Here is a 23,137-nt window from a genome sequence, read left to right as displayed (position 1 = left end):
ACCTCCATCATAGTATTTAACCTCTCATCTGTCAAGCAGACCAGCCACTCTCCCTGATCATTTACCGACCTGTTAATGGCACAAAAAAAGAAGGATTCCCACCTTCTCTTTCTATATCAGCATGGTCTGCAGCAACAGCCGCACAACATATTCATACAGCAAAGCTGTGTACAACAGCTTGTATCAAAATTCTGGGGCATTCCGCCATATCCGCTGCCCATGGTCTGATACCATTGCCCACCGGACTCCAACTGTCTCTTAAGCTGTTGATACTGGAAATTATTCGGTTCCAAAGCAGCGGCTCTCGATGCAAAATCCTTTGCATTGAGATTATTGCCGATACCAGCATTGGCAAGTGCACTCAGGTAATACCATTTGGCATTACGCTGTGAAATATTATTTAAAACATTCAGAGCTTCCTGGAAATGGCCGGCATTAATATAATTTGCCGCTGCCTGATATTCAATTGGCTCGCCGCTTTCATACTGGCGCTGACCAAAACCGCCGCCATAGCCGCCAAATCCCTGCCCCTGTCCATAGCCCTGACTGCTCTGTCCGCTATATCCGCCAGTATATCCGCCGGTACGTTCCTTCATAATCTGGTCGTAAGCCTGCTGCACCTCTTTAAATTTCTCTTCGGCCTGATCCTTGTTGGGATTATTCAGGTTTGCATCGGGATGATATCTCCTGCTCAATTTCCTGTATGCTTTTTTTACCTCATCATCAGATGCTGAAGACGGAATTCCCAACACCTTATATGGATCCATTATCATTCTTATTTCCTGCTCTTTCCTTCGTTACTTTTTCGTATTTCACCCAAACTCCGGAATACAATATATTTCTTAGTATATCAACATTTTCTAAAATTGGCAACCTCTCAAATGCTCTGGAGCATTCTGCCATCATCAACATCATAATGTCTTTACATTTACCGGCATAATCAGCATCAGTCATCATTGGTATCAAAGGGTTATAATTTCCTGCCTTTTTGTCCTTTTCCACATCTTCATAAGCATCCATAAGATAGATGAATTTCCCCAGGTAAAAGCCCATCTGACCCAGAGGTTCCTTCCACTCATCTTTTTTATACATAAACAACTCTTTTAATACGGTTCCGGTAAGCCCCGCTGCCACATCCAGATCTTTTTCTTTTCGTACCTCGCACTCGCGCATCTTTTTCATATATCTTTGTATTGCCCTGCGCTGTCTGGGATATCTTTCTGCCGTTTCTTTATACTTCTTATGTATCATTTTAGCAAGAGTAAGTTTGGCTGCATTATGGTCATCAAACCAGTCATCCATAAAATTATGGTAAGCAAGAAGTACATTCATATCCGCCGCATAATCCAGCATTTCATTTTCTGCTATCAATTCTTTTTTTGTAGGATGTAACGCACACCTTTGCATTTTAAGCTCACCCTGAGATTCATAAAGGCTTGATAACAGAAGACCCAGAAAAGTCATGTCAAAAGTCAGCAGCACCTTCCCCCTGACTCCATACTGCTTTCCTAACCGCTTACACAGTCCGCAATAGTATGCCCGGTAGGTCTTATAATCCTTTATTTTAATTTCATCCTGATTAATCGTCACATATCCGAACATCGCTCTATCCTCTGCTTTTCTATCAACTCTTCTTTACAAACTGATCCCCGCATTTAGGGCAGGTAATTGAAATTTTTCCTTTTCCCCGGGGGATACGAATTTTCTGTCTGCACTTTGGACATTTGTAAATATGGAAATCTTTACTCTGTTCCAGGCGCTTTTTCTGTCCGTGAAATAATCCTGTCACCCTGTCTTTTAACTCCATAAACTTCTGATTTTCCGCATAGCGTTTCTGAACATTCTTCGAAAACATACGCACATAAATCAAAACCAGTAAAATCAACGGAACCCAGGAAAACAATCCGCTTCTTATAAAAATTGATAAAACCACCAGGACAAAAGCAACAATTATCATAAATCTCGATAATTCATCAGCTCCATACCGCCCCATCATAAACCTCTGAAACTTTTCCTTCACTTCCAAATCCTCCTAAATATTATTTCCATCATTAATAGTATTATAGGTTGTATGAAAATTTAAATCAATAAAGGATTCATAAAATTTTTGTAAACAGTTTTCTTTGTCGATTTATGTAAGAATTTAGCAAAATATTTTTCTTGTCACAATTTGCAGAATATGGTAGAATTTTTACGTATTGGTAAAAATCTAGTACGTTTCACAACTCGCGCTCCGCAGACTTCCCCAAGAACTGCGGGGTACTCCCAAAAAATTGATTGTTATTTACATCCCCGGCACAGTGCCGGGGATTTTATATTTATTTTACTCATACAGGAACAAAATAAAGACCGCTATTCCTGTTTATTAATCTGTTTGATAATCTGATTGACATATGTGCTCAAACCTGCAACCAATATACCCTGTACAATTGCGGTGAATAAGCCCAAAGCTATATCCTGTCCTGTTATAAAGGTGGACGTAGCAACCACCCAGATGCCGCAAATAACGATTCCAATGAAACCAACCACCAGTGGTATGAATTTATCCGGAAGCAAAGTACTCTGCTTCAGCCATATACCAATAAAATACAATATTATTGCAACTACAATCAGACCCGGCTTTATATAATCCATAATATCCATGCTGCTCTCCCTCTCTCTATGATGATTTATTTATATGCTTCTACTGTTCCTCATGTGCCGCATTCACTTTTCCATATTTACGCTGCTGATGAAAATGAAAATATGCCATATATAATTTAAAACCGTCTCATTGCATGGTGTTGCGAAATAGATTATACTTGGAGCAGGAGGTGGTAGATATGCCAAACGAAGACAAAAAAGATTTTAATGCAATGTTAAATGACGCGAAGGATATGCCAAAATTTCAGACAATCACTGACCAGAAGAGTATAGAAAAATATGGCGGTAACAGAATGTATTTCGCTCCGCCTGTCGCATACGACAATGTGATGAAAGCTGTCCCATACGGGAAAGTTCTAACGATTGGTGAAATACGGTCATACTTTGCAAAAGCAAATGGAGCCGATTTCACCGAGCCAATCACCGCCGGAATCTTTGTGTCCATTGCAGCATGGGCCAGTTACCAGAGAAAAGATGATAAAACCCCATATTGGAGGACTCTAAAAGCAAACGGGGAATTAAATGCAAAATACCCGGGCGGGGTGGAAGCACAAAAAGAAAAACTGGAAGAAGAGGGCCATACCATTATTGAAAAAGGAAGAACCAACATAAAATATTATGTTAAGAACTATGAAAACTCACTTTTTGATTTAACGGATATTCTGGCTGTTTGATCCAATATTATGATTACTGCGTATTAAATACATATCTCCGTCATACTATATAATAAGAAATTCTAAATTGGTTGCATCATGATAACAGAAAAATATATTGTGACATTTTATGGCCTTAACACTAAATATTATACAAATGAATTTGTTGCTCATTTATGGGAAGAAAGTGCAAATAAAGAATATTCCAGCTCCGGCGTATTTGTAACCAGTCTCATAAACGTGAATAGCCTGGTGTGTGGAACAGTAAGAGGGTGTAATCTAGGCGAAACGGCATATATTGTATCTACAACAAGAAATCCATCAGAAGTTAAAGATAGTGACGTTTTTAGAGAAGCCTTCATAAATGTTGCAAAAGAAGTTAGAAAAAACTTTGGCAATCCTTTTATGACAATTACTGTGCAAAATGTAGATATTCACTATTTTATTGAAATCAAATAAAATGCATGAAACTAAATCTCTTGTTTGCCTGCAGTATTAGCCCCTGGACGCAATCCCCAGGGGTATTTTATTATAGAAAATTTCATTACATCAAACGTACTCTTTAATACATCATAAAACTTTACAGATAAAAAATAAGTTATAATATTCTGCAATAGAAATGCTGGTAAAGTGTATTATTCTTGTAATTTGTTATTGGTATAACTATCAATACACTATGGCAATGAATATTAAAAATAGTGCTAAGGAGAATGAGAGATATGATAAATCCATGGAAATTGAAAAAGCAGCTCATTAATTCAGAGATATGCAGAAACTGTTTCAATAATAAATATAGAACTAATTTACAAAAAGAATACTTCTTATATACCTATTATGCATCAGAATGCAGCGTATGTAATGAGTTTAAACATACCGTGAAAGGCTTTACAGCAAAAGGAAAAATAAAAATATTGGGTTGTAAGAAAGTATCCGTTTAGAGAATTGTCTGAATCATCTATAATAATTGTAAATGAGATTATATCCTCCCAACAGGGATCCTTTCATTATAACATCGTAGCCCTTTATTGATATATAACAGAGTTTGTATTTTAAATAATATCCATAGCAAACATTTTATTAATCAAATTGTCTTTCAGTTCTTTTGCTTCCTTCAAATGATAAGCAATATTCTTATATTTAGCTGATAATAAACTATTCGATATGTTATCTATACAATCAGTAAGTTTTAATATTTCCTTATAAATATCATTATCGAAACTTACAATTTCAAGTAAATTATCCTTAATGCACATAATATGACAGATAGCCTGTTTGGTAATCGTCATATTATCACATGCATTTCTCACATGGCTCAAATATAAAATCATACAGACCTGTTTAGACCGTTCATAGAAATACGATATCAGGCTAGGTAATACTTGATATGGATTTGCATTTTCTTTTAGAGTCGGTTCATCTTTCATGTCATGCACCTTTCTTTATTAATTCTTCTGCTTTATTATACTAAAAATATTTGTTTTAATCAAGGTTAGTCTTCTATTCATGACACATAATCGACTTTTCGGTACATTTTAATAAAACATATTTAAATTTGTGATATAATATTCAGTTTAATTTTCAGTCCTGTTTTTTTGTTCTAAACTCAGGTAAATGCAGGGATATAATCCCAAGGGCTCATTGATTCCAATATTTATTCTTAAAACAACAAAAAATCCTTGAAATTCAAGGGTTTTTCAAAGCTCCTGGCCGGATTTGAACCGGCGACCTACGCATTACGAATCACAAAAATTACTTTTTACATTTTTCTGTATTTAGTAATATCCCTTATTATTACTGGATTATGGAGATAATATATCTTTTTATCTTTACTGTTTTCTGTAACTTTTTATAACTTTGTTACCCATTTGTTACCCATATGCAAGCTTGAATTTAAACGCACTGTATAAGGAAGGAATAATATTTTACATACCTAAGCCCAGACTCCATATCTGGGCTATACCCGTATATAAGTAATCTTTAGCCCTGGGATGATCCCCAGGGCTATTGTAGTATATTCCAACTTACCTAAAGCGTTCAGATGAATGTTATTTTTTCTTATATTCAAATCTGATGTCAATGCCGATTGGCTTCTTTGCTGTTCCACTCCCTTTTTTGTAAATAGTTGATGGAAGAAGACTATGTACCAGTTTTACTTTAAAAGAACGTACTTCATAAATAGGATAGGCTCTTGCTGTGGCAAGTTTATAGCCTTTTGGAATATTTCCAGTAGCAGAACCAGAGATAGAAAAGGACTGAGTTGCACTGTAGCCTATTGCAGCACTTACTGTTCCCTTAGAAACACTTACATTAGCGTTCCATGTTCCTGACTTAGTTGCTGTTGCGCTAGCAGTAACAGATGATCCATTAACAGCTTTTACAACAACGAGCTTTTGAGATGTATCTGTCCATTCTGCATTTTTAATTTTAACATCATAAACAACCCATTTTTTCGGACGACTGCCTTTTTTGAACAAAGAGTTTATTTCATTTTCTTCCGAAACATCATCTAACGGAATGGTGTTATATATTTTTTTGGTCTCAATAATAGTATCTGGTTGTTCGTCAATATTATCGGATGCTAAAGCAACATTTTTTGAATTAATTATCATAAATATACAAAATACCAACATAATAATTTTTTTTAAAGTTCTCATGAAATATCCCCCTTTTCCAGAAATCCTCTTAACATGTAAAATGCTGATGGAAGAGCCAAAATCAATCCAATAATTCTACAATTTTCTGCATAATTTAACATTGCTAACATATAATTATTGGTATCCATTGTTCCCCCATTCCTTTGCATCAACAAATATACAAGATTTTCCGCTATAGTGTACGAAAACAAAATAATTACAATACCGATTATCATCAATCCAATTGCAATATACTTTCTTTTAATATCTCATCACCTCCCTTATCTTTGAAGAATTATTAAAATATTGCAAAGTCTGAACTGCTTTGGGTTAGCTATGGCTAATTTATTATTTTATTATAGCATGTATATTTTGCTATGACAATACTTTTCTTGCTTGAGCGTCTGCTGTATCATACATCCTTGAAATTTGCCAGGGTGTATTTTTTATACCCAAAAATAAGGAGATGATACAATGGGAAGCATCGAAAAAAGAGGGAACTCATACCGAGTAACTGTAAGTAATGGCCGGGATGTTAATGGCAAACAAATCTTAGAAAAAGATACATTCACTCCTGCTCCCGGGATGACAAAGAGGCAAATAGAAACTACTTTAAACGAATTTGTTGTGGATTTTGAACGTGCTGTTAAAGATGGAAGAAATATCAGAGGAGAACGGATGACTCTCGAAGAATTGTCCAAACTGTTCTTGAAAGATATGGCTCCTTGTATCGTTCCACCATTGGTTATGGCAGCCGCAAAACAACTTAAATCACAACAGAAGCAAACTGCTTTGGAAATAGGTAGTCAGTGGATTGGATTACGTGGGAAAGATTTCGATAATAATTTTGTATTCACTCAATGGATTGCTGTATAATTGCATATTTTATTTTAAAACAACAAAAAACCCTTGAAATTCAAGGGTTTCTCAAAGCTCCTGGCCGGATTTGAACCGGCGACCTACGCATTACGAATGCGGCGCTCTACCAGCTGAGCCACAGAAGCATGTGGTTGAAATTTCAACCACTGACCTAAATTATTATATACAAATTTTTGGAATTTTGCAAGCTTTTTTTACTATTTCTTCAAAAATTCTTCTATCTCTTTTTCTATTTCACTGGAATTATAATCCAACAGCCGGTACTCTCTGTTTTCTATTGAATTCCCTTCTTCGGAACCACCGGATACCTTCTGGGACAGTATCCATTTCTCCAGAATATTGGACTTATTTATCCAATAAACATCTTTTTGGGGCTCTATTTCCACATCTCCAAAATTGAATGTTACTGCATTATCTTTGTACAAAACTGTATATACCATATAATCCCCATCCATTTTCACTGATATATTTTTTATGTCTCTCCCTTGCAAATCAAGCAAACCATTTTTGAGATACAACTCCATCCCATCTTTTAATAGTTCATTATCTTCGGGCAAGTCAGAAAATTCCACCCAGCCCTGCCCCTGAATATAAATCTTCATTTCTTCTTTCTCATCGTTATATATATCAGATACAATCTGTGGATGGTCTTTTGTATATACTTCATTGTCCCAGAGGCTGGAAACGCTCTTAGTTCCATCTGATGTGCTGCTGCTCCAAACTGTGCCTTCCAAAGTCTCAATTTTTCCATTATCATATTGGATATTCTCAGATCCCTTAATCTTAAATTTATTCAAATTATTATAGCTTTCTATTCCCCGGTTAATTTGATCAACCTCAGTCTGATAAGTATGGTCCTCCAGTTCTACTGACAGGAGAGGATACAAAAAAAGTGCTAAAAAGAGAACCACTAAAACACCTGTACAAATACTGAAAATCACCTTGGTTACAAGGATCTGTTTGTCGGTTACACCTATCCTGATCCTCTTTAAATACTGGTGATAAATGATTGCCATATCAGCATATACAAACAACGCTGCTGCCGTACCTGCAGTTATACCGGCTAAAAAGCTTAGCCTGGTTCCATTTGGTCCTTCAAATATTTTTGAAGTATATAACAGCAGCCAAAAAACCATTATGCCTATAAAATAACAGAATACTAATCCGATCAGATTTCTTGTTCCTACATCTGATTTATCGGGAAATCCGCTATAACAGTTATAAGCCGCATCACAAATACAGACTATTATAGAAGGAAGGAGTATTATTACTAACCATTTTGTTGATTTACTTGGTGTCTCACGAAATATATATGTAAGTATCTCAAACACAACATAAGAACTAAAAAGCATTATATACTCATAGCGTCTTCTATATCTCCAAGCCTTTAAATTAGCATCCGCGACTGAATCCGGTATGTGAAGTTTTTCTATCCTGTCTGGATGAACCAATGCATTCCATAGATTATCTTTCATCTCATCTCTCCCTATCCCAGCTTAACAGCGAGGTAAACTGAACTGGTATCTTTTACCATGAGTATAACGCATTTTGGCTCTGACCGCAATGATATCGTTACAAACACCAAATAAAAATGCAGCTTACCGTGGGTACAGTAATCTGCATTTAAATAGTTTATTACGTAGAGGCTATTGTATATTTATGGGTCAGATTTAATATAAAAACCGTTCTTATTCTGTTTCTTATTCTGTTTCTGACTCTGATTCTGACTCTGTCTCAGCAGTGGTCCCTTTTATCGATGATTTTCCCGAACCTTTACTAACCGATTCTTTTGTAGTCTTTTCACTGGAATCTTCCGTTGTATCTCCGGATGATGTTTCTGATGAATTTTCAGACGATTTCTCTGTAGTTTTCTCTGTAGATTCTTCTTTTGGGCCTACTCCGGTGAGTTTCTGAATCTTTTCACTCAGATCTTTGACTCTGGCTGAAGGATTATAATCCTTTGTACCAAACAGAAATTCGTGAAGTTTTACTACATTACTTTCCAGTGTCTGAGGAATTTCATCATCTCCTGATCCACCCTTACCACCTGTCTTATGATCGTATGGGAATCCAATTGTTTCTGATATATTATAGGACAGCATTCCCATTCCCATAGATATCATCTCAGACTGGGACATACTGGTGCGAATCATTGGAAATACTCCATCCATGATTTTATTCAATGTCCCTACATCAGCCTTTTTCACCTTTTCAACGATTTTCTCAATTACTTCCCGTTGCCGTTCTGTTCTCTTGAAATCATTTCCTGCGGTATAACGGATTCTGGAATAGGAAGTTGCCTGAACACCATTCATATTATAAGTACCTGCACCCGGAAGTTTTTCGTAGCTCTTGCCTGTTACTTCTGAAGTTTCCACACAATAATTATTCAGATGCACGCTCTCCGCTTCATCTACTGTCAGCTCTATACCGCCCAATAAATCCACGATCTCTGCCAATGCATTAAAATCAACGGATATATAATCCTGAATTTTCAAATCAAAGTTTTCATTTAAGGTAGATACAGCCCTTTCCGCTCCGCCATTTGCATAAGCAGCATTTGCTTTTCTGTATAAATCTCCACCAATGTATAAGTACGTATCACGGTAAATAGATACCAGTTTTACTTCTTTTGTGTCGTTATTAATACTGGCAATTATAATTGCATCACTGTTTGCCCTGGAGAGATCTTCATCTCTGGTATCCAGCCCAAAGAGTGCTATATTCGTATATCCTTTTATAACTTTATTCGTTTCCAGTTCTTCATTTACAACTACTTCATCCATATTCATCTCGCTGGACTGTATTTTCCCCAACTTACTTTGTACATAAGAATATGCAATTGCCACTGCCGCTGCAATCAAAAGTAGAATTACTCCTACGATAATCAGAATCTTTCTTTTCTTGCGTTTCTTATAACCTGGATCTTCTTTATCCACTTTTTCTTTGTCCATTGGATTAATGCTCCTTTATAATCCCGTATTTTATTTTCTGTCACAGTTGAATCATATCCACTACATTTGGAAAGAATGTCTGCACATTGTCATGATACACCATATCTGCTACATTGTCAGCATAATGTTCCTGGGAATTTATTAAAATTAACCTTTGACCCTGAAAATATTGTATGCACTCTCTGCATAATTCTGTTTTCAGATGTAATCCAAGTACCAGCAGTACATCTGCTTTTGCCACTTCTTCAGCTGCCTTACTCATTACATGGTTATCCACCATTTCTCCTACCAGACGGACCCCCGGATGAAGCGGAATATTACATTCATCGCAAAAAGGAACACCCTCTGCTTTTTTAATATAATCCAGTGTAAATTGTTTTAAACATCGCGGGCAATGATTATTTTCATATATGTTTCCATGAAGGTTAATGACTTTTTTGCATCCTGCCCGCTGTGGAAGGTTATATATTTCTCTTGTGATAATATATTTTAATCGTCCCATAGCCTCCAGTTTTGCCAGTGCATAGTATGCAGGTCCTGGTTCTTCTTCATTTGTGGCCAGAATGTCATCTTTATAGTAATTATAAAATTTTTCCGGATTGGTTGCAAAGCAACGGGCAGAAAATAATTCTTCCGGAGAGTACCCATACTTTCTTTCAATTCGATAGGCCTCATCTTTGTCGTGATAATGAGAAATCCCTACCTCTCGCATCATATTCAAGCCGCCAAGGGCCACCAGATATTCAGATTGCTGTATTGCTTTGATTAAATAGTCTATCTTCATAAACTCATCCCTTTCCTAAAAGCAATCTGCACATTGCAAGATATTTTATTTTATAAAACGGTCTATAGCTTTATTCAATTCTTCAATCGCCTGTGTATCGCCCGACTCAACTGCATCAATCAGGCAATGCTGAATGTGGTCGTGCAGAATGACCTTTCCTGTATTGTTAATTGCTGCTTTTACTGCTGATAACTGGATGAGGACTTCACTACAGTCCCTTCCGCTTTCTACCATCCTCTTAATGGATTCCAGATGCCCGATTGCCCGTGATAAACGGTTAATAACCGCTTTTGTACTCTCATGGGAATGTACATGGCCATGAGAATGGGGAACGGATTCATTTTCATGAACATGCATATGCATATGTTCATACACAGTCCCATCCTCCCTTACATGTGTATGGGCTCCGGACAGATGTTCCTGTGCTTCGCTATTCCTTTCTTCATCCGTTTCTCTTGATACTGCCATTACAGTTACCTCCTGTTTATCTCGTTTTGTACCTCTGCATTTTTTATTGTAACGTCTAATTGGTTATAGGGAATGTTAATATCTTCCTGGTCAAACGCATATTTTACACGCTCCATGATTCTCCATCTTGCCGGCCAGTAATCCTCCGGTTTGACCCAGGAGCGGAAACCTAATTCCACGCTGCTGGCAGCCAGATTATCCACAAAGATCTCTATCGGTTCTTCCTTTAATATTGCAATATCGTTATTCAGGATTTCCTCCAGTATCTCTTTCGCCTTTCTGATATCAGCTTTATAAGATATGCCGATCACCAGTCTCAGCTGCCTTTTGCTTTGCCTTGATAAATTCGTCAGGCTTGTATTGGATAATGAACCATTCGGTATGCTGATTGTCCGATTGTCCGGTGTCAGTAAGGTGGTATAGAATAAATCTATCTTACTGACCGTACCTTCATTGTCATTCACATCTTCTTTGATATAATCACCTATACTGAACGGCTTCATCAGCAGGAGAATAAATCCTCCTGCCAGATTACCCAGCGATTCCTTAAGTGCCAGGACAATACCCACACCCATAGAACCTAATAATGCCGCTATGGAAGCTTCTTTTACTCCCAGATAAGTTGCAATTCCCGATACTAACAATATATAGAGAATTGCCTTTACCAGTGAATTAAGGAAATGTACGGAACCTTCCTCCAAACCTGCACGCAGGAATGGTTTTTTCAGAAGCTTTAACATCCACTTTATCATCTTACTTCCAATAAAAAATACAAGCAGGGCAATTAAGATTTTTATTCCAAAGTCGGCGATACCCGGAAGTTTCTGCTCAAAATATTTTACAACAGCATTCGCCTTCTCTACCTGATCCGCAATTGTGTCTTCCATTTTAATTACCCTTTCATCTCTTTTAATTCTGATCTATTATTTGTGATCTATTATTTCTGATCTTTATCTGCACTTTGTTTCTTTTTTGCTCTGGCAGTGCCAGCCGTTTTCTTTACAGCAGTTTTCTTTACAGCCGTTTTCTTTACAACAGTTTTCTTTGCTGCTTTTGATAACTTTTTTGTCTCCACCGGCTCTAATTTTTCTATTTTCAATTCAACCGGCTTCAATATCTCAGACTTAACAGACACTGCCGGTTCCACAGCCTGTACTGCGCTCTGACTTTCTGCTTCTTCGATTTTCTTCTGAAGTTCTTCCTTTAAATTACTTTTCTTTGCCTTGGTTTTTACAGGCTTTTGTTCAGCCTTTTTCTCCACCGCTCTGGTGTAAGAGAAAATTGAAATTCCCATTGGAGGAACTTTTATGGAAATGGAATTTGGACGGTCATCGCATTCCTCTTTTTTAGAAGGCTTCACACGTGGATTCACCATTCCGGTACCGCCGAATTCTTTTCTGTCACTGTTAAATATCTCTTTGTACTTACCAGGGTAAGGAACCCCGATTTTATGATTTTCATAAACAAGCGGTGAAAAATTACAAACGATTAACAGCATTTCATCCTTCTTGCGTGTATTTCTGGTAAATACCAGCATGTTTTCATTTGCAGATATATTATTAATCCATTCAAACCCTTTCGGATCATAATCCAGCTGATAAAGTGCCGGGTTCTTCGCATAAAATGCATTTAATGCTTTTACATAATCCTGCATCTGTTTATGCTGTTTGACATCCAGCATGTCCCACTCCAGCTCTTTTTCCTCCGACCATTCAGAATACTGTGCAAATTCCTGGCCCATGAATAAAAGTTTTTTACCGGGATGTGCCATCATATATCCGTAAGCGGCTCTCAGATTGGCGAACTGGCTTTCTGGTTCCCCTGGCATTTTGCCAATCATAGAAGCTTTGCCATGGACCACTTCATCATGGGAAAGTGTTAAAACGAAGTCTTCGCTGTAAGCATATACCATACTGAAAGTCAATTCCCCATGATGTCCGCCCCGAAACAGCGGATCAAGGGACATGTAATGGATAAAATCATTCATCCAGCCCATATTCCATTTATAATCAAATCCCAGTCCGTCATCTTCCAGCGGAGAAGTAATCTTCGGCCATGCCGTTGATTCTTCCGCGATGAGAATCGCTCCGCCTTCTTTTTTCTTAAAAGCCCCATTGAGCTGTTTGAAAAATTCTACAGCTTCCAGATTCTCATTGCCGCCATACATATTGGCAACCCATTCGCCATCGTTTTTGCCATAATCCAGATAGAGCATGGAGGCTACCGCATCCATGCGGATTCCGTCAACGTGATATTTTTCTGCCCAGAACATCGCATTTGCAATCAGGAAATTCCTTACTTCCGGGCGCCCGTAGTTGTAAATCAGCGTGCCCCAGTGAGGATGTGATCCCTGTCTTGGATCCAGATGTTCATATAGGCACGTTCCATCGAAAGTACAAAGTCCAAAAGTATCTCTTGGAAAATGTGCCGGAACCCAGTCCAGAATTACACCAATTCCCTGTTGATGCATATAATCCATGAAGAACATAAAATCTTCGGGTGTTCCATAACGGCTGGTTGGTGCATAATAACCGGTTACCTGATAGCCCCAGGAACCATCAAAAGGATGTTCCATAATCGGCATCAGCTCAATATGGGTATATCCCATTTCTTTGATATATTCTGCGATCTGAGGTGCCAGTTCCCTGTAGTTAAAGAAATCCCTTCCTTCTTCCTCAGGGCGTCTCCAGGAACCCAAATGCATTTCATAAACAGCCATGGGTTCTTTTTTGGTATCTGTTTTCTTTCTTTTCGCAAGCCAGGCATCGTCTGTCCATTTAAAACCACGAAGATCAGCCACTACAGATGCATTGTTTGGCCTTAGCTCCGCAGCATTGGCATAAGGATCGGCTTTCAAATAAGTAAGCCCGCCTTTTGCTTTTACTTCGTATTTATAGATGTCCCCTGCTTTTACACCTGGGATAAAAAGTTCGAAAATTCCGCTGTCCCACAATCTTCTCATAGGAAAACGCCTGCCATCCCATGAGTTGAAATCGCCTACGACACTGACTCTGGCTGCATTAGGTGCCCATACTGCAAAGTACACGCCTTCAGTCCCTCCAAGTGTCATGGGATGGGCTCCCAGCTTTTCATAAATATCATAGCAGATTCCTGCATTGAACTTTTTCGTTTCCTTTTCCGTAATCTGCGGTGCAAACGCATACGGATCTTTTATCTCTGCCGTTTCTCCGGTATCATGGGTAATTTTAAACGTATAATCAGGAATGCTCTTTCTTGGTATCAAGACTGCAAAGTACCCCGCCTCATCTTCCAGTTCCATCCCGTACTCTTTTTTCACCCCATCTATGCTCACGGCAACCTGAACTGCCTGTGGAATAAATGCCTGTATTAATACGCCTTCTTCTGTAAGATGTGCTCCCAATAATGAATGGGGATTGTCCTCTTCTGAATAAACAATTGCCTCAATTGCTGCCCAATCCATTAATTCGTATAATTTTTCATTCATAGCATACCCTCCTTGTCCCATTTCTATATGGCTATTTTACCACATTTATCTTATGAATGGAACTAAAACTGTACCCGCGGTTTTACGTAAGGCTGTGGATAAACAATCCGCTTCTGAGTTTGGGTTCAAACCAGGTAGATTTTGGAGGCATCAGGAGCCCGGCATCTGCCACTGCAAACAGTTCCCCAATGGATGTAGGATACATGGAAAATGCCACACCGCCACACTCTTTCACTCTCATTTCCAGCTCTGCAAGCCCGCGGATTCCGCCAACAAAATCAATTCTTTTATCCGTTTTGGGATCTCCGATTCCAAGCACCGGATGTAATAGCTCATCCTGCAGAACAGATACATCCAGGCCTTTTACCGGATCTTCCGTGCGGTATTCCGGTTTCACCTGCAGGCGGTACCATCCGTCTGTTAAATACATACCTAAAATTCCCTTTGCTTCCGGCTTTACCGGTACTTCAGATTTTTGGATGTCAAATTTCTCTGTCGCCTTTTTCCTGAACTCTTCTACGGTCATTCCATTTAAATCCATTACAACCCGGTTGTAATCCAGAATCATAAGTTCTTCTTCTGAAAATAAAACCGATAGGAAATAATTGAATTCTTCTGAACCGTCATAGTCCGGATAAGCTTCTCTGCGCTTTAAACCAACTTTTACAGCTGATGCTGCACGGTGATGCCCGTCCGCTATGTATATATGCCCAACCTTTCCAAATGCTTCCTCAATCTCCCGGATCAGTTTTGCATCCCCTATTTTCCATCCTCTGTGGATAATCCCATCCGGTGATTCAAAATCGAAAACAGGTTCTTCTGTTTTCCCCTGTAAGACCAGCTTTTTCAACACCTCATTTTTACGGTAAGCCAGGAAGATCGGCCCCGTCTGGGCATCACAGCTGTCTACATGGCGGATACGGTCCTGTTCTTTATCTGCTCTGGTATTCTCATGCTTTTTAATCACCCCGCTCATATAATCATCGATGGAAGCGCAGGCAACAATACCTGTCTGTGACCTGCCATCCATGACCAGCTCATAGAGATAATAACAGCATGACTCATCCTGAACAAATTCCCCGTCCTCTTTCATCTGCCACAAAATATCATGGGCTTTCTGATATACACACGGATCATAGGTATCCACCTCATCCGGAAACTGTGTTTCTGCACGGTCAATTTTCAGAAAACTATAGGGCTCCTTTTCAACTTCCTCTTTTGCTTCCTTCCTGTTATAAACATCATACGGAAGTGCCGCAATTTTCGATGCCAGGTCTTCTCTTGGCCGGATTGCCCGAAATGCCTTTACTTCTGCCATAAATTTTTCCTGCCTTTCATTATTTTCTGTAATTCTTTCTGTAATTTATCCCACAATATCCCATATTCCCTGCGGTTTTTTCTCACCGCTCTGGCAACTGTTTTCGCTGCCCTCACAGGCTTTAAAACCTTTTTCACCTGATACAACATAAAATACCTCCTGTCTCAGATTTATCACTATTTTACTGATACAAAAATTGCCGCAAAACCTCACATTTTGCGACAATTATGTTAATCATTATTTAATCACTCGAACCTTCAGCACGCCTTCGATATTCTTCAGAGTATCCCTTACGGCCTCCGGAAGATGGGTATCTAAATCAAATAACGAATATGCATAATCACCCTTACTTGTATTCGTCATATTGGCAATGTTCAGATCTGCGGAACCAAGAACGGATGCAAACTGTCCGATCATATTCTTGGTATTTCTGTGATTAATTGCAATACGGCATACATGGGAACATTCACCCATATTACAGTTTGGATAATTTACGGCGTTTTTGATGTTACCGTTTTCCAGATAATCCTTTAACTGTTTGACTGCCATGATTGCACAATTTTCTTCTGATTCTTCAGTGGATGCACCAAGGTGAGGAATTACCAGGCATCCCTTTTCTCCTGCTGTAGTCGGATTTGGGAAATCCGTTACATATTTCTTTACCTTACCTGTACGCAGAGAAGTTACCATAGCATCTTCATCTACCAGCAGATCTCTGGCAAAGTTCAAAATTACAACGCCATCTTTCATTAATGCAATTGCATCCTGATTGATCATCTTCTTTGTGGCATCCATCAGCGGAACATGAATGGTAATATAATCACATTCTTTGTAAATATCATCCACCTGCTGGATATGCTTAATGCTTCTGGAGAGGTTCCATGCTGCATCTACCGAAATGTACGGATCATATCCGTAAACTTCCATTCCAAGATGTGTTGCTGCATTTGCAACAGCTACACCAATTGCTCCAAGACCGATAATACCCAGTTTTTTTCCCTGTATTTCCGATCCGGCAAAGTTTTTCTTTTCCTTTTCCGTCGCTTTTGCAATTAACTCGTTCTGTCTTTCAGACTGAACCCAGTTTACACCGCCTACAATGTCACGGGCAGCTAATAACATACCGGCAATTACCAGTTCCTTAACACCATTTGCATTTGCTCCCGGTGTATTAAATACTACAATACCCTGATCTGCGCATTTGTCAAGGGGGATATTATTTACTCCGGCTCCGGCTCTTGCAATCGCTTCAATGGTTTCCGGAAATTCCATATCATGCATTGCCGCACTTCTTACCAATATAGCATCTGCATCCTGATAATTATCCACTTTTTCATAGTTCTCTGTAAACAGGCAGGTCCCCGCTTCAGCGATGGGATTTAAACAATTATATTTCAACATATTACAGGTTCTCCTCTTCGAATTTCTTCATAAATTCCACTAATTTTTCAACACCTTCTATTGGCATTGCATTATAGATGCTGGCTCTCATACCACCCACGGATCTGTGCCCTTTCAGGTTCTCAAATCCTGCTGCTTTTGCTGCTTTTACAAACTTCGCATCTAACTCGTCATTTCCGGTAACAAATGGAACGTTCATAAGAGAACGGTCCTCTTTCACTACCGTTCCTTTGAATAATCTGCTGTTATCCAGGAAATCATAGAGGATTGCTGCTTTCTTTTCATTATGTAATTTCATTGCATCCAAACCGCCCATTTTCTTCAGCCATTTGAAGACTTTGCCGCACATATAAATGCAGTAGCTGTTTGGTGTATTGTACAGAGATTTTGCATCTGCATGTGTCTTATACTGCAGCATGGTTGGTGTTCCAGGAAGAGTATCTTCCGTAATCAGATCTTCCCGGATGATAACGATTACCATACCTGCAGGACCGATATTTTTCTGAACGCCGCCATAAATAATTCCATATTTTGTCACATCTACCGGTTCTGATAAGAAACAGGAAGAAACATCTGCTACCAGAGTCTTACCCTTTGTATTTGGCAAGGTCTTAAACTTCGTCCCGTAAATTGTGTTATTTTCACAGATATATACATAATCTGCGTCTTCACTGATTGGTAAATCAGAGCAGTCAGGAATATAGGAAAATGTTTTATCCTCAGAAGTAGCAATTTTATTCGCTTTGCCGTACTTCTGTGCTTCCTGGTAAGCTTTCTTTGCCCACTGGCCGGTAACAATGTAATCTGCAACTTTATTCTTCATAAGATTCATTGGTATCATGGCAAACTGCTGTGACGCACCGCCCTGCAAAAACAGTACCTTATAATTGTCCGGTATCTTCATCAGATCACGTAAATCCTGTTCTGCTTCGCAGATAATTTCATCAAAAACCTGAGATCGGTGACTCATTTCCATTACGGACATTCCGGACCCCTTATAGTCCAGCATTTCTGCTGCTGCTTCCTTAAGTACTTCTTCCGGTAATACTGCCGGACCCGCTGAAAAATTGTACACTCTGCTCACTTTTGTTTCCTCCTCATAATTAAACACTTTTTTACTTTACCATCCTAAATCGGACTCATAAGCACTATTTTATCGCTATGCTAAAAAATAGTCAATAGGTTATTTTAAATCATCCTGGTCAAATGCCTCTTCTATCGCAGCACCTGCCGGTACCATCGGGAATACTTTATCATCACAATCGATCTGACAATCGATTACAACCGGTTTTCCAAGGCCAATTGCCTTTTCAAGAGCGGGGGCTACTTCCTCTTTTTTCGTAACACGAATTCCAACGGCTCCCATGGCTTCTGCCAGCTTTACAAAATCAACGGCGTCATTTAATATGGTATGTGAATAACGCTTCTCATAGAACAATGTCTGCCACTGGCGTACCATTCCAAGAACATGATTGTTGATAACAACCTGAACGACCGGAATATTGTATCTTGCTGCGGTAGCAATTTCATTCATATTCATACGGAAACAGCCATCTCCTGCAATATTTATAACCGTTTTATCCGGACATCCCAGTTTTGCTCCAAGACTGGCACCCAGACCATATCCCATGGTTCCAAGCCCGCCTGAAGTAATAAACGTGCGGGGCGCTTTGTATTTGTAATACTGTGCCGCCCACATCTGATGCTGTCCTACTTCTGTGGTAATCACCGCATCCCCTTTGGTTACACGGTAGATTTCTTCTACAATATAAGGGCCGGTTAAGCCTTCTTCATTATATTTTAATGGAAATCTCTGCTTCAGATCTGCAATCTGAGCCAGCCATTCGTCATGACGATGTTCTTCAATTCTGGCATTCAACCTCTTTAGTACTTCTTTTACATCGCCGATAATGCTTTCATTTACTATGATATTTTTATTTATTTCAGCCGGGTCTACATCGATTTGTACAATCTTTGCATTTCTTGCAAATCGTTCAGCCTTCCCCACAACACGGTCGCTGAATCTTGCACCGATGGTAATGAGAAGGTCACACTGGGTAACCCCAAAGTTGGATGTCTTTGTCCCGTGCATTCCCAGCATACCGCAGTACAGTTCGCTGGTTCCGTCAAATGCACCTTTTCCCATCAGGGTATCTGCAACCGGTGCATGCACTTTCTCCACAAATTCATTTAATTCTTCCGATGCTTCTGCAATTACTGCTCCGCCGCCTACGAATACAAATGGTTTTTTGCATTTATTAATTAAGGCGATTACTGCCTCCAGATCGTCTTCTTTGATATAGTCTGTTTTACGTTCAATGGGTTCCGGTCTTACCATTTCAAACTCTGTTTCATTTGCCGTAACATCTTTGGTAATATCAATCAGAACCGGTCCCGGCCTTCCTTCTTTTGCAATGATAAATGCACGGCGGATGGTCTCAGCCAGTTTTTCTACATCTTTTACAATAAAATTATGTTTGGTAATCGGCATTGTCACACCTGCAATGTCAATTTCCTGGAAGCTGTCCCTTCCAAGAAGGGGTACCGCAACATTTGCCGTAATTGCCACCAGGGGAACAGAATCCATATATGCTGTCGCAATGCCGGTTACCAGATTCGTAGCACCCGGTCCGGAAGTTGCCATACAGACACCGACTTTTCCGGTTGCACGGGCATATCCGTCTGCAGCGTGGGCTGCTCCCTGCTCGTGTGAGGTGAGGACATGACGGATTTCTCCGTCATGCTTATATAATGCATCATAAATATTGAGGATGGTACCGCCCGGATATCCGAATACGGTATCTACTCCCTGCTCTTTTAAACATTCTATTACGATTTCAGAACCTGTTAATCTCATCTGCTTACCTCTTTTCTATTTCTTTGGTATTTCCAGGATTGCGCCGCGGTTGCCGGAAGTAACCATTGCTGCATAGCGTGCCAGATAGCCTGTAGTAATCTTTGGTGTTCTCGGCTGCCATTTTGCCCTTCTTGCTTCCAGTTCTTCCTCAGAAATTACGAAGTCCAGTTTATTTTCCGGGATATTGATCCGGATCGTATCTCCTTCTTCCACCAGGGCAATCGGTCCACCTACTGCCGCTTCCGGTGATATATGTCCTATTGCCGCTCCTCTGGAGGCACCGCTGAAACGTCCGTCTGTTATCAGTGCTACGCTGGAACCCAGGCCCATTCCCATGATTGCAGAAGTCGGGTTTAACATTTCACGCATACCCGGTCCCCCTTTTGGTCCCTCATATCGGATGACTACCACATCTCCTGCATTAATTTTACCGTTCTTAATTGCGTCAATGGCATCTTCTTCACAGTCAAATACTCTAGCCGGACCTTCATGTACCATCATTTCAGGAGCTACTGCAGAACGTTTTACAACACCGGAATCCGGTGCCAGATTACCTTTTAATACTGCAATACCACCGGTTACACTATAAGGATTTTCAATTGGACGGATTACTTCCGGATTGAGATTCTTACAATTTTCAATATTTTCTTTTACTGTCTTGCCGGTAACGGTAATGAGATCTGTATGGAGGAGGTTTTTCTTATCCAGTTCATTCATAACCGCATAAACCCCTCCGGCTTCATTCAATTCTTCAATATAGGTATGTCCGGCTGGTGCCAGATGGCACAGATTTGGTGTAATTGCACTGATTTCATTTGCAATATCTAAATTCAATTCCACTCCCGCTTCATGGGCAATTGCCGGAAGATGCAGCATACTGTTGGTGGAACATCCCAGTGCCATATCTACCGTCAGCGCATTCATAAATGCATCTTTTGTCATGATATCCCGTGGGCGGATATTTTTCTCTAACATTTCCATTACTTTCATTCCGGCGTGTTTTGCAAGACGGATACGATCGGAATAGACTGCCGGAATCGTTCCGTTTCCTCCAAGCCCCATGCCCAGTACTTCTGTCAGACAGTTCATACTGTTAGCTGTATACATTCCGGAGCAGGAACCGCAGGTTGGGCAGGCCTTGCATTCAAATTCGTCGATTTCTTCATCCGTCATGTTTCCGGCAGCGTAAGTACCTACTGCTTCAAACATGCTGGAGAGGCTTGTTTTCTGACCGTGTACATGCCCAGCCAGCATTGGTCCGCCACTGACAAACACCGTGGGTATGTTGACGCGCGCAGCGGCCATTAAAAGCCCTGGTACATTCTTGTCACAGTTTGGTACGCATACCAGTGCGTCAAACTGATGGGCAATCGCCATAGCCTCTGTTGAATCTGCTATTAAATCTCTGGTTACCAGGGAATATTTCATTCCAATATGTCCCATTGCAATTCCGTCACATACTGCGATTGCCGGGAATACTCTTGGCGTACCGCCTGCCATTGCAACACCCAGTTTTACCGCTTCAACAATTTTATCCAGATTCATATGTCCCGGAACAATTTCGTTAAAAGAACTGACAATACCAATCAGCGGTCTGTCCATCTCTTCTTTTGTCATGCCCAGGGCATTAAATAATGACCGGTGGGGTGCCTGCTGCATCCCTTTTTTTACTGCATCACTCTTCATGTCTGATCTCCTTATCTGTTTGTTATATCAGATCCGGCTGACTGCCGGACCCGTAATTTTAATTTATCTAAATTCTTTCAGCAATCAAGTCTCCCATCTGCCTGCATCCAACCTTAGTGCATCCCGCTGACATAATGTCTCCGGTACGGAATCCATCTTTTAATACCTGTCTGACTGCTTCTTCAATGGCATCTGCCGCTTCATCCAGATCCAGTGAATAACGAAGCATCATCGCTGCTGATAAAATAGTGGCGATTGGATTGGCAATGTCCATACCGGCAATATCCGGTGCAGAACCATGGCTTGGTTCATAAAGTCCGAATTTTGTTTCATTTAAACTTGCAGATGACAACATTCCGATGGAACCGGTTACCATGCTTGCTTCATCGGATAAGATATCACCAAACATATTTTCTGTGAGAATCACGTCAAACTGTCCCGGATCCTTCACCAGCTGCATTGCACAGTTATCTACCAGCATGTGCTCTAAAACAACGTCCGGATAATCCTTAGCCACTTCTTCCACTACTGCTCTCCACAGCCTGGAAGAATCAAGCACGTTAGCCTTATCCACGCTGGTCACTTTCTTTCTTCTCTTTCTGGCAATATCAAATCCCCTTTTGGCAATTCTGCGGATTTCATTTTCGTCATATGTAAGGGTATCCATTGCTTTTCTAATGCCGTTTTCTTCAACTGTCTTTCTCTCTCCGAAATACAGTCCTCCGGTCAGTTCCCGCATAATCATCATGTCAAAGCCTTCTCCGATAATTTCATCACGAAGGGGGCATGCTGCCTTTAACTCTTCATAGAGGTATGCCGGGCGCAGATTGGCAAACAGATTTAATTCTTTACGGATTTTTAAAAGTCCGGCTTCCGGTCTTCTGTCCGGCGGTAACTGGTACCAGGAAGACACAGCTGCATCTCCTCCAATGGAACCCATTAATACGGCGTCACTTGACTTCGCTGTCTGTACAGCTTCATCAGTCAGCGGAATACCATGGACATCGATGGATGCTCCGCCTAATAGTACATCTGTATAATTTAACGCGAAATTATATTTTTTGCCTGCCGCGTCCAGTACCTTTTTTGCTTCCCCCACAATCTCAGGTCCGATTCCATCTCCCGGAATCAATGCAATTTGAAAATTCATAGTGATATCTTCCCTTCTGTTTCTTTTTATCCTAGAGCGTGTTTTAAAATTGCTTTCTGGCAGCTGTGCGTCACAGTTTGTGGGAGATTTGTCCCGGATGAAGGGCGCGTAGCGGGCTACGTAACCTGAATTCGGGGCAAATATGCCGCAAAGTGGGGCGTGCGGATGGCAGGAATGAATTTTCAATCACGCTCTAATCTTTATCCAATATCATAATGCATTTTTATGCACTTTTCAACTATAAT

21 protein-coding genes, 1 tRNA gene and 2 pseudogenes are annotated in these 23,137 nt (G+C 40.0%); 4 read left to right on the top strand and 20 right to left on the bottom strand.

All coding sequences use genetic code 11. The annotated features are described in order from the left end of the window. Positions 1-116 precede the first annotated feature (116 nt). From RHS_RS16115 to RHS_RS16100, 4 genes are all read right to left on the bottom strand, one after another. Entirely contained in the window at positions 117-773 is a 657-nt protein-coding gene (locus RHS_RS16115; protein WP_330373888.1) for a DnaJ domain-containing protein, read from the bottom strand. Next, positions 754-1,602 (bottom strand): DUF5685 family protein, encoded by an 849-nt coding sequence (locus tag RHS_RS16110; RefSeq protein WP_044297087.1) that lies wholly within the window; start codon positions 1,600-1,602, stop codon positions 754-756. Before RHS_RS16110 ends, RHS_RS16115 begins: the two co-directional genes overlap by 20 nt. A gap of 22 nt (positions 1,603-1,624) precedes the next feature. Beyond that, positions 1,625-2,020, bottom strand: coding sequence for a hypothetical protein (locus RHS_RS16105; protein ID WP_176731081.1), 396 nt, complete (start codon positions 2,018-2,020; stop codon positions 1,625-1,627). A 332-nt stretch (positions 2,021-2,352) separates the two neighbouring features. Further along, a complete protein-coding gene (locus RHS_RS16100) occupies positions 2,353-2,643 on the bottom strand; it encodes a phage holin family protein (RefSeq protein WP_027294768.1) in 291 nt (96 codons plus the stop codon). A 179-nt stretch (positions 2,644-2,822) separates the two neighbouring features. Between RHS_RS16100 and RHS_RS16095 the strand changes: the two genes are divergently transcribed. Together RHS_RS16095 and RHS_RS16090 are read left to right on the top strand one after the other, a co-directional pair. Next, positions 2,823-3,317 carry an MGMT family protein gene (locus RHS_RS16095; RefSeq protein WP_047833757.1) on the top strand — a complete coding sequence of 165 codons (495 nt, stop codon included), beginning with the start codon at positions 2,823-2,825 and terminating at the stop codon, positions 3,315-3,317. A gap of 78 nt (positions 3,318-3,395) precedes the next feature. Beyond that, positions 3,396-3,755 carry a hypothetical protein gene (locus RHS_RS16090; protein ID WP_047833756.1) on the top strand — a complete coding sequence of 120 codons (360 nt, stop codon included), beginning with the start codon at positions 3,396-3,398 and terminating at the stop codon, positions 3,753-3,755. 590 nt (positions 3,756-4,345) lie between these two features. On the opposite strand, the gene RHS_RS16080 is transcribed toward RHS_RS16090, so the two are convergent. Both RHS_RS16080 and RHS_RS16075 read right to left on the bottom strand, forming a co-directional pair. After that, positions 4,346-4,720 (bottom strand): hypothetical protein, encoded by a 375-nt coding sequence (locus tag RHS_RS16080; protein WP_027294772.1) that lies wholly within the window; start codon positions 4,718-4,720, stop codon positions 4,346-4,348. 621 nt (positions 4,721-5,341) lie between these two features. Beyond that, positions 5,342-5,950, bottom strand: a complete 609-nt coding sequence (locus RHS_RS16075; protein ID WP_044297091.1) for a hypothetical protein — start codon at positions 5,948-5,950, stop codon at positions 5,342-5,344. A 453-nt stretch (positions 5,951-6,403) separates the two neighbouring features. On the opposite strand from RHS_RS16075, the gene RHS_RS16070 reads away from it, so the two are divergent. Continuing rightward, positions 6,404-6,805: a hypothetical protein gene (locus RHS_RS16070; RefSeq protein ID WP_044297092.1), complete on the top strand. Its 402-nt coding sequence runs from the start codon at positions 6,404-6,406 to the stop codon at positions 6,803-6,805. Between the two features lie 55 nt (positions 6,806-6,860). Here RHS_RS16070 and RHS_RS16065 read toward each other — a convergent pair. From RHS_RS16065 to leuB, 14 genes and pseudogenes are all read right to left on the bottom strand, one after another. Further along, positions 6,861-6,933 (bottom strand) — tRNA-Thr (locus RHS_RS16065). Positions 6,934-7,005: 72 nt separating this feature from the next. Next, on the bottom strand, positions 7,006-8,283 hold the full coding sequence (locus RHS_RS16060; protein WP_047833755.1) for a hypothetical protein: 1,278 nt from the start codon (positions 8,281-8,283) through the stop codon (positions 7,006-7,008). Between the two features lie 225 nt (positions 8,284-8,508). Beyond that, positions 8,509-9,762, bottom strand: a complete 1,254-nt coding sequence (locus RHS_RS16055) for an LCP family protein (RefSeq protein ID WP_044297094.1) — start codon at positions 9,760-9,762, stop codon at positions 8,509-8,511. 40 nt (positions 9,763-9,802) lie between these two features. Then, positions 9,803-10,546 carry a Sir2 family NAD-dependent protein deacetylase gene (locus tag RHS_RS16050; protein ID WP_044297095.1) on the bottom strand — a complete coding sequence of 248 codons (744 nt, stop codon included), beginning with the start codon at positions 10,544-10,546 and terminating at the stop codon, positions 9,803-9,805. A 45-nt stretch (positions 10,547-10,591) separates the two neighbouring features. Next, positions 10,592-10,909 (bottom strand): metal-sensing transcriptional repressor, encoded by a 318-nt coding sequence (locus RHS_RS16045; RefSeq protein ID WP_242849185.1) that lies wholly within the window; start codon positions 10,907-10,909, stop codon positions 10,592-10,594. A gap of 110 nt (positions 10,910-11,019) precedes the next feature. Continuing rightward, positions 11,020-11,901, bottom strand: a complete 882-nt coding sequence (locus RHS_RS16040) for a mechanosensitive ion channel family protein (protein WP_242849116.1) — start codon at positions 11,899-11,901, stop codon at positions 11,020-11,022. Between the two features lie 50 nt (positions 11,902-11,951). After that, positions 11,952-14,480 carry a 1,4-alpha-glucan branching protein GlgB gene (glgB, locus tag RHS_RS16035; RefSeq protein ID WP_395022629.1) on the bottom strand — a complete coding sequence of 843 codons (2,529 nt, stop codon included), beginning with the start codon at positions 14,478-14,480 and terminating at the stop codon, positions 11,952-11,954. Positions 14,481-14,562: 82 nt separating this feature from the next. After that, positions 14,563-15,798, bottom strand: coding sequence for a DUF1015 domain-containing protein (locus RHS_RS16030; RefSeq protein ID WP_047833754.1), 1,236 nt, complete (start codon positions 15,796-15,798; stop codon positions 14,563-14,565). Further along, positions 15,786-15,947 (bottom strand): hypothetical protein, encoded by a 162-nt coding sequence (locus tag RHS_RS31160; RefSeq protein ID WP_156042936.1) that lies wholly within the window; start codon positions 15,945-15,947, stop codon positions 15,786-15,788. Before RHS_RS31160 ends, RHS_RS16030 begins: the two co-directional genes overlap by 13 nt. 88 nt (positions 15,948-16,035) lie before the next feature. After that, entirely contained in the window at positions 16,036-17,199 is a 1,164-nt protein-coding gene (locus tag RHS_RS16025; RefSeq protein ID WP_027294777.1) for a phosphoglycerate dehydrogenase, read from the bottom strand. Position 17,200: 1 nt separating this feature from the next. Continuing rightward, the gene (serC, locus tag RHS_RS16020) at positions 17,201-18,283 is read right to left on the bottom strand and encodes a 3-phosphoserine/phosphohydroxythreonine transaminase (RefSeq protein WP_027294778.1); all 1,083 of its coding nucleotides are present in this window, start codon (positions 18,281-18,283) and stop codon (positions 17,201-17,203) included. 99 nt (positions 18,284-18,382) lie between these two features. Next, complete coding sequence (gene ilvB, locus RHS_RS16015; protein WP_044297096.1) at positions 18,383-20,056, bottom strand: biosynthetic-type acetolactate synthase large subunit; 1,674 nt, start codon at positions 20,054-20,056, stop codon at positions 18,383-18,385. 15 nt (positions 20,057-20,071) lie between these two features. Beyond that, positions 20,072-21,742: a dihydroxy-acid dehydratase gene (gene ilvD / locus RHS_RS16010; protein ID WP_047833753.1), complete on the bottom strand. Its 1,671-nt coding sequence runs from the start codon at positions 21,740-21,742 to the stop codon at positions 20,072-20,074. Positions 21,743-21,809: 67 nt separating this feature from the next. Next, positions 21,810-23,018, bottom strand: a pseudogene (gene leuB / locus RHS_RS16005) (3-isopropylmalate dehydrogenase); the annotation flags it as partial. Here leuB and RHS_RS31155 point away from each other — a divergent pair. Then, a pseudogene (locus RHS_RS31155) lies at positions 22,941-23,108 on the top strand (DUF6783 domain-containing protein). The pseudogenes leuB and RHS_RS31155 overlap by 78 nt on opposite strands. Positions 23,109-23,137 lie beyond the last annotated feature (29 nt).

The organism is Robinsoniella sp. RHS, assembly GCF_001029355.1.
Taxonomy (GTDB): Bacteria; Bacillota; Clostridia; order Lachnospirales; family Lachnospiraceae; genus Robinsoniella; species Robinsoniella peoriensis.
The sequence above is the reverse complement of the archived record's forward strand: the minus strand, read 5'-3'. Positions and strand labels throughout refer to the sequence as shown.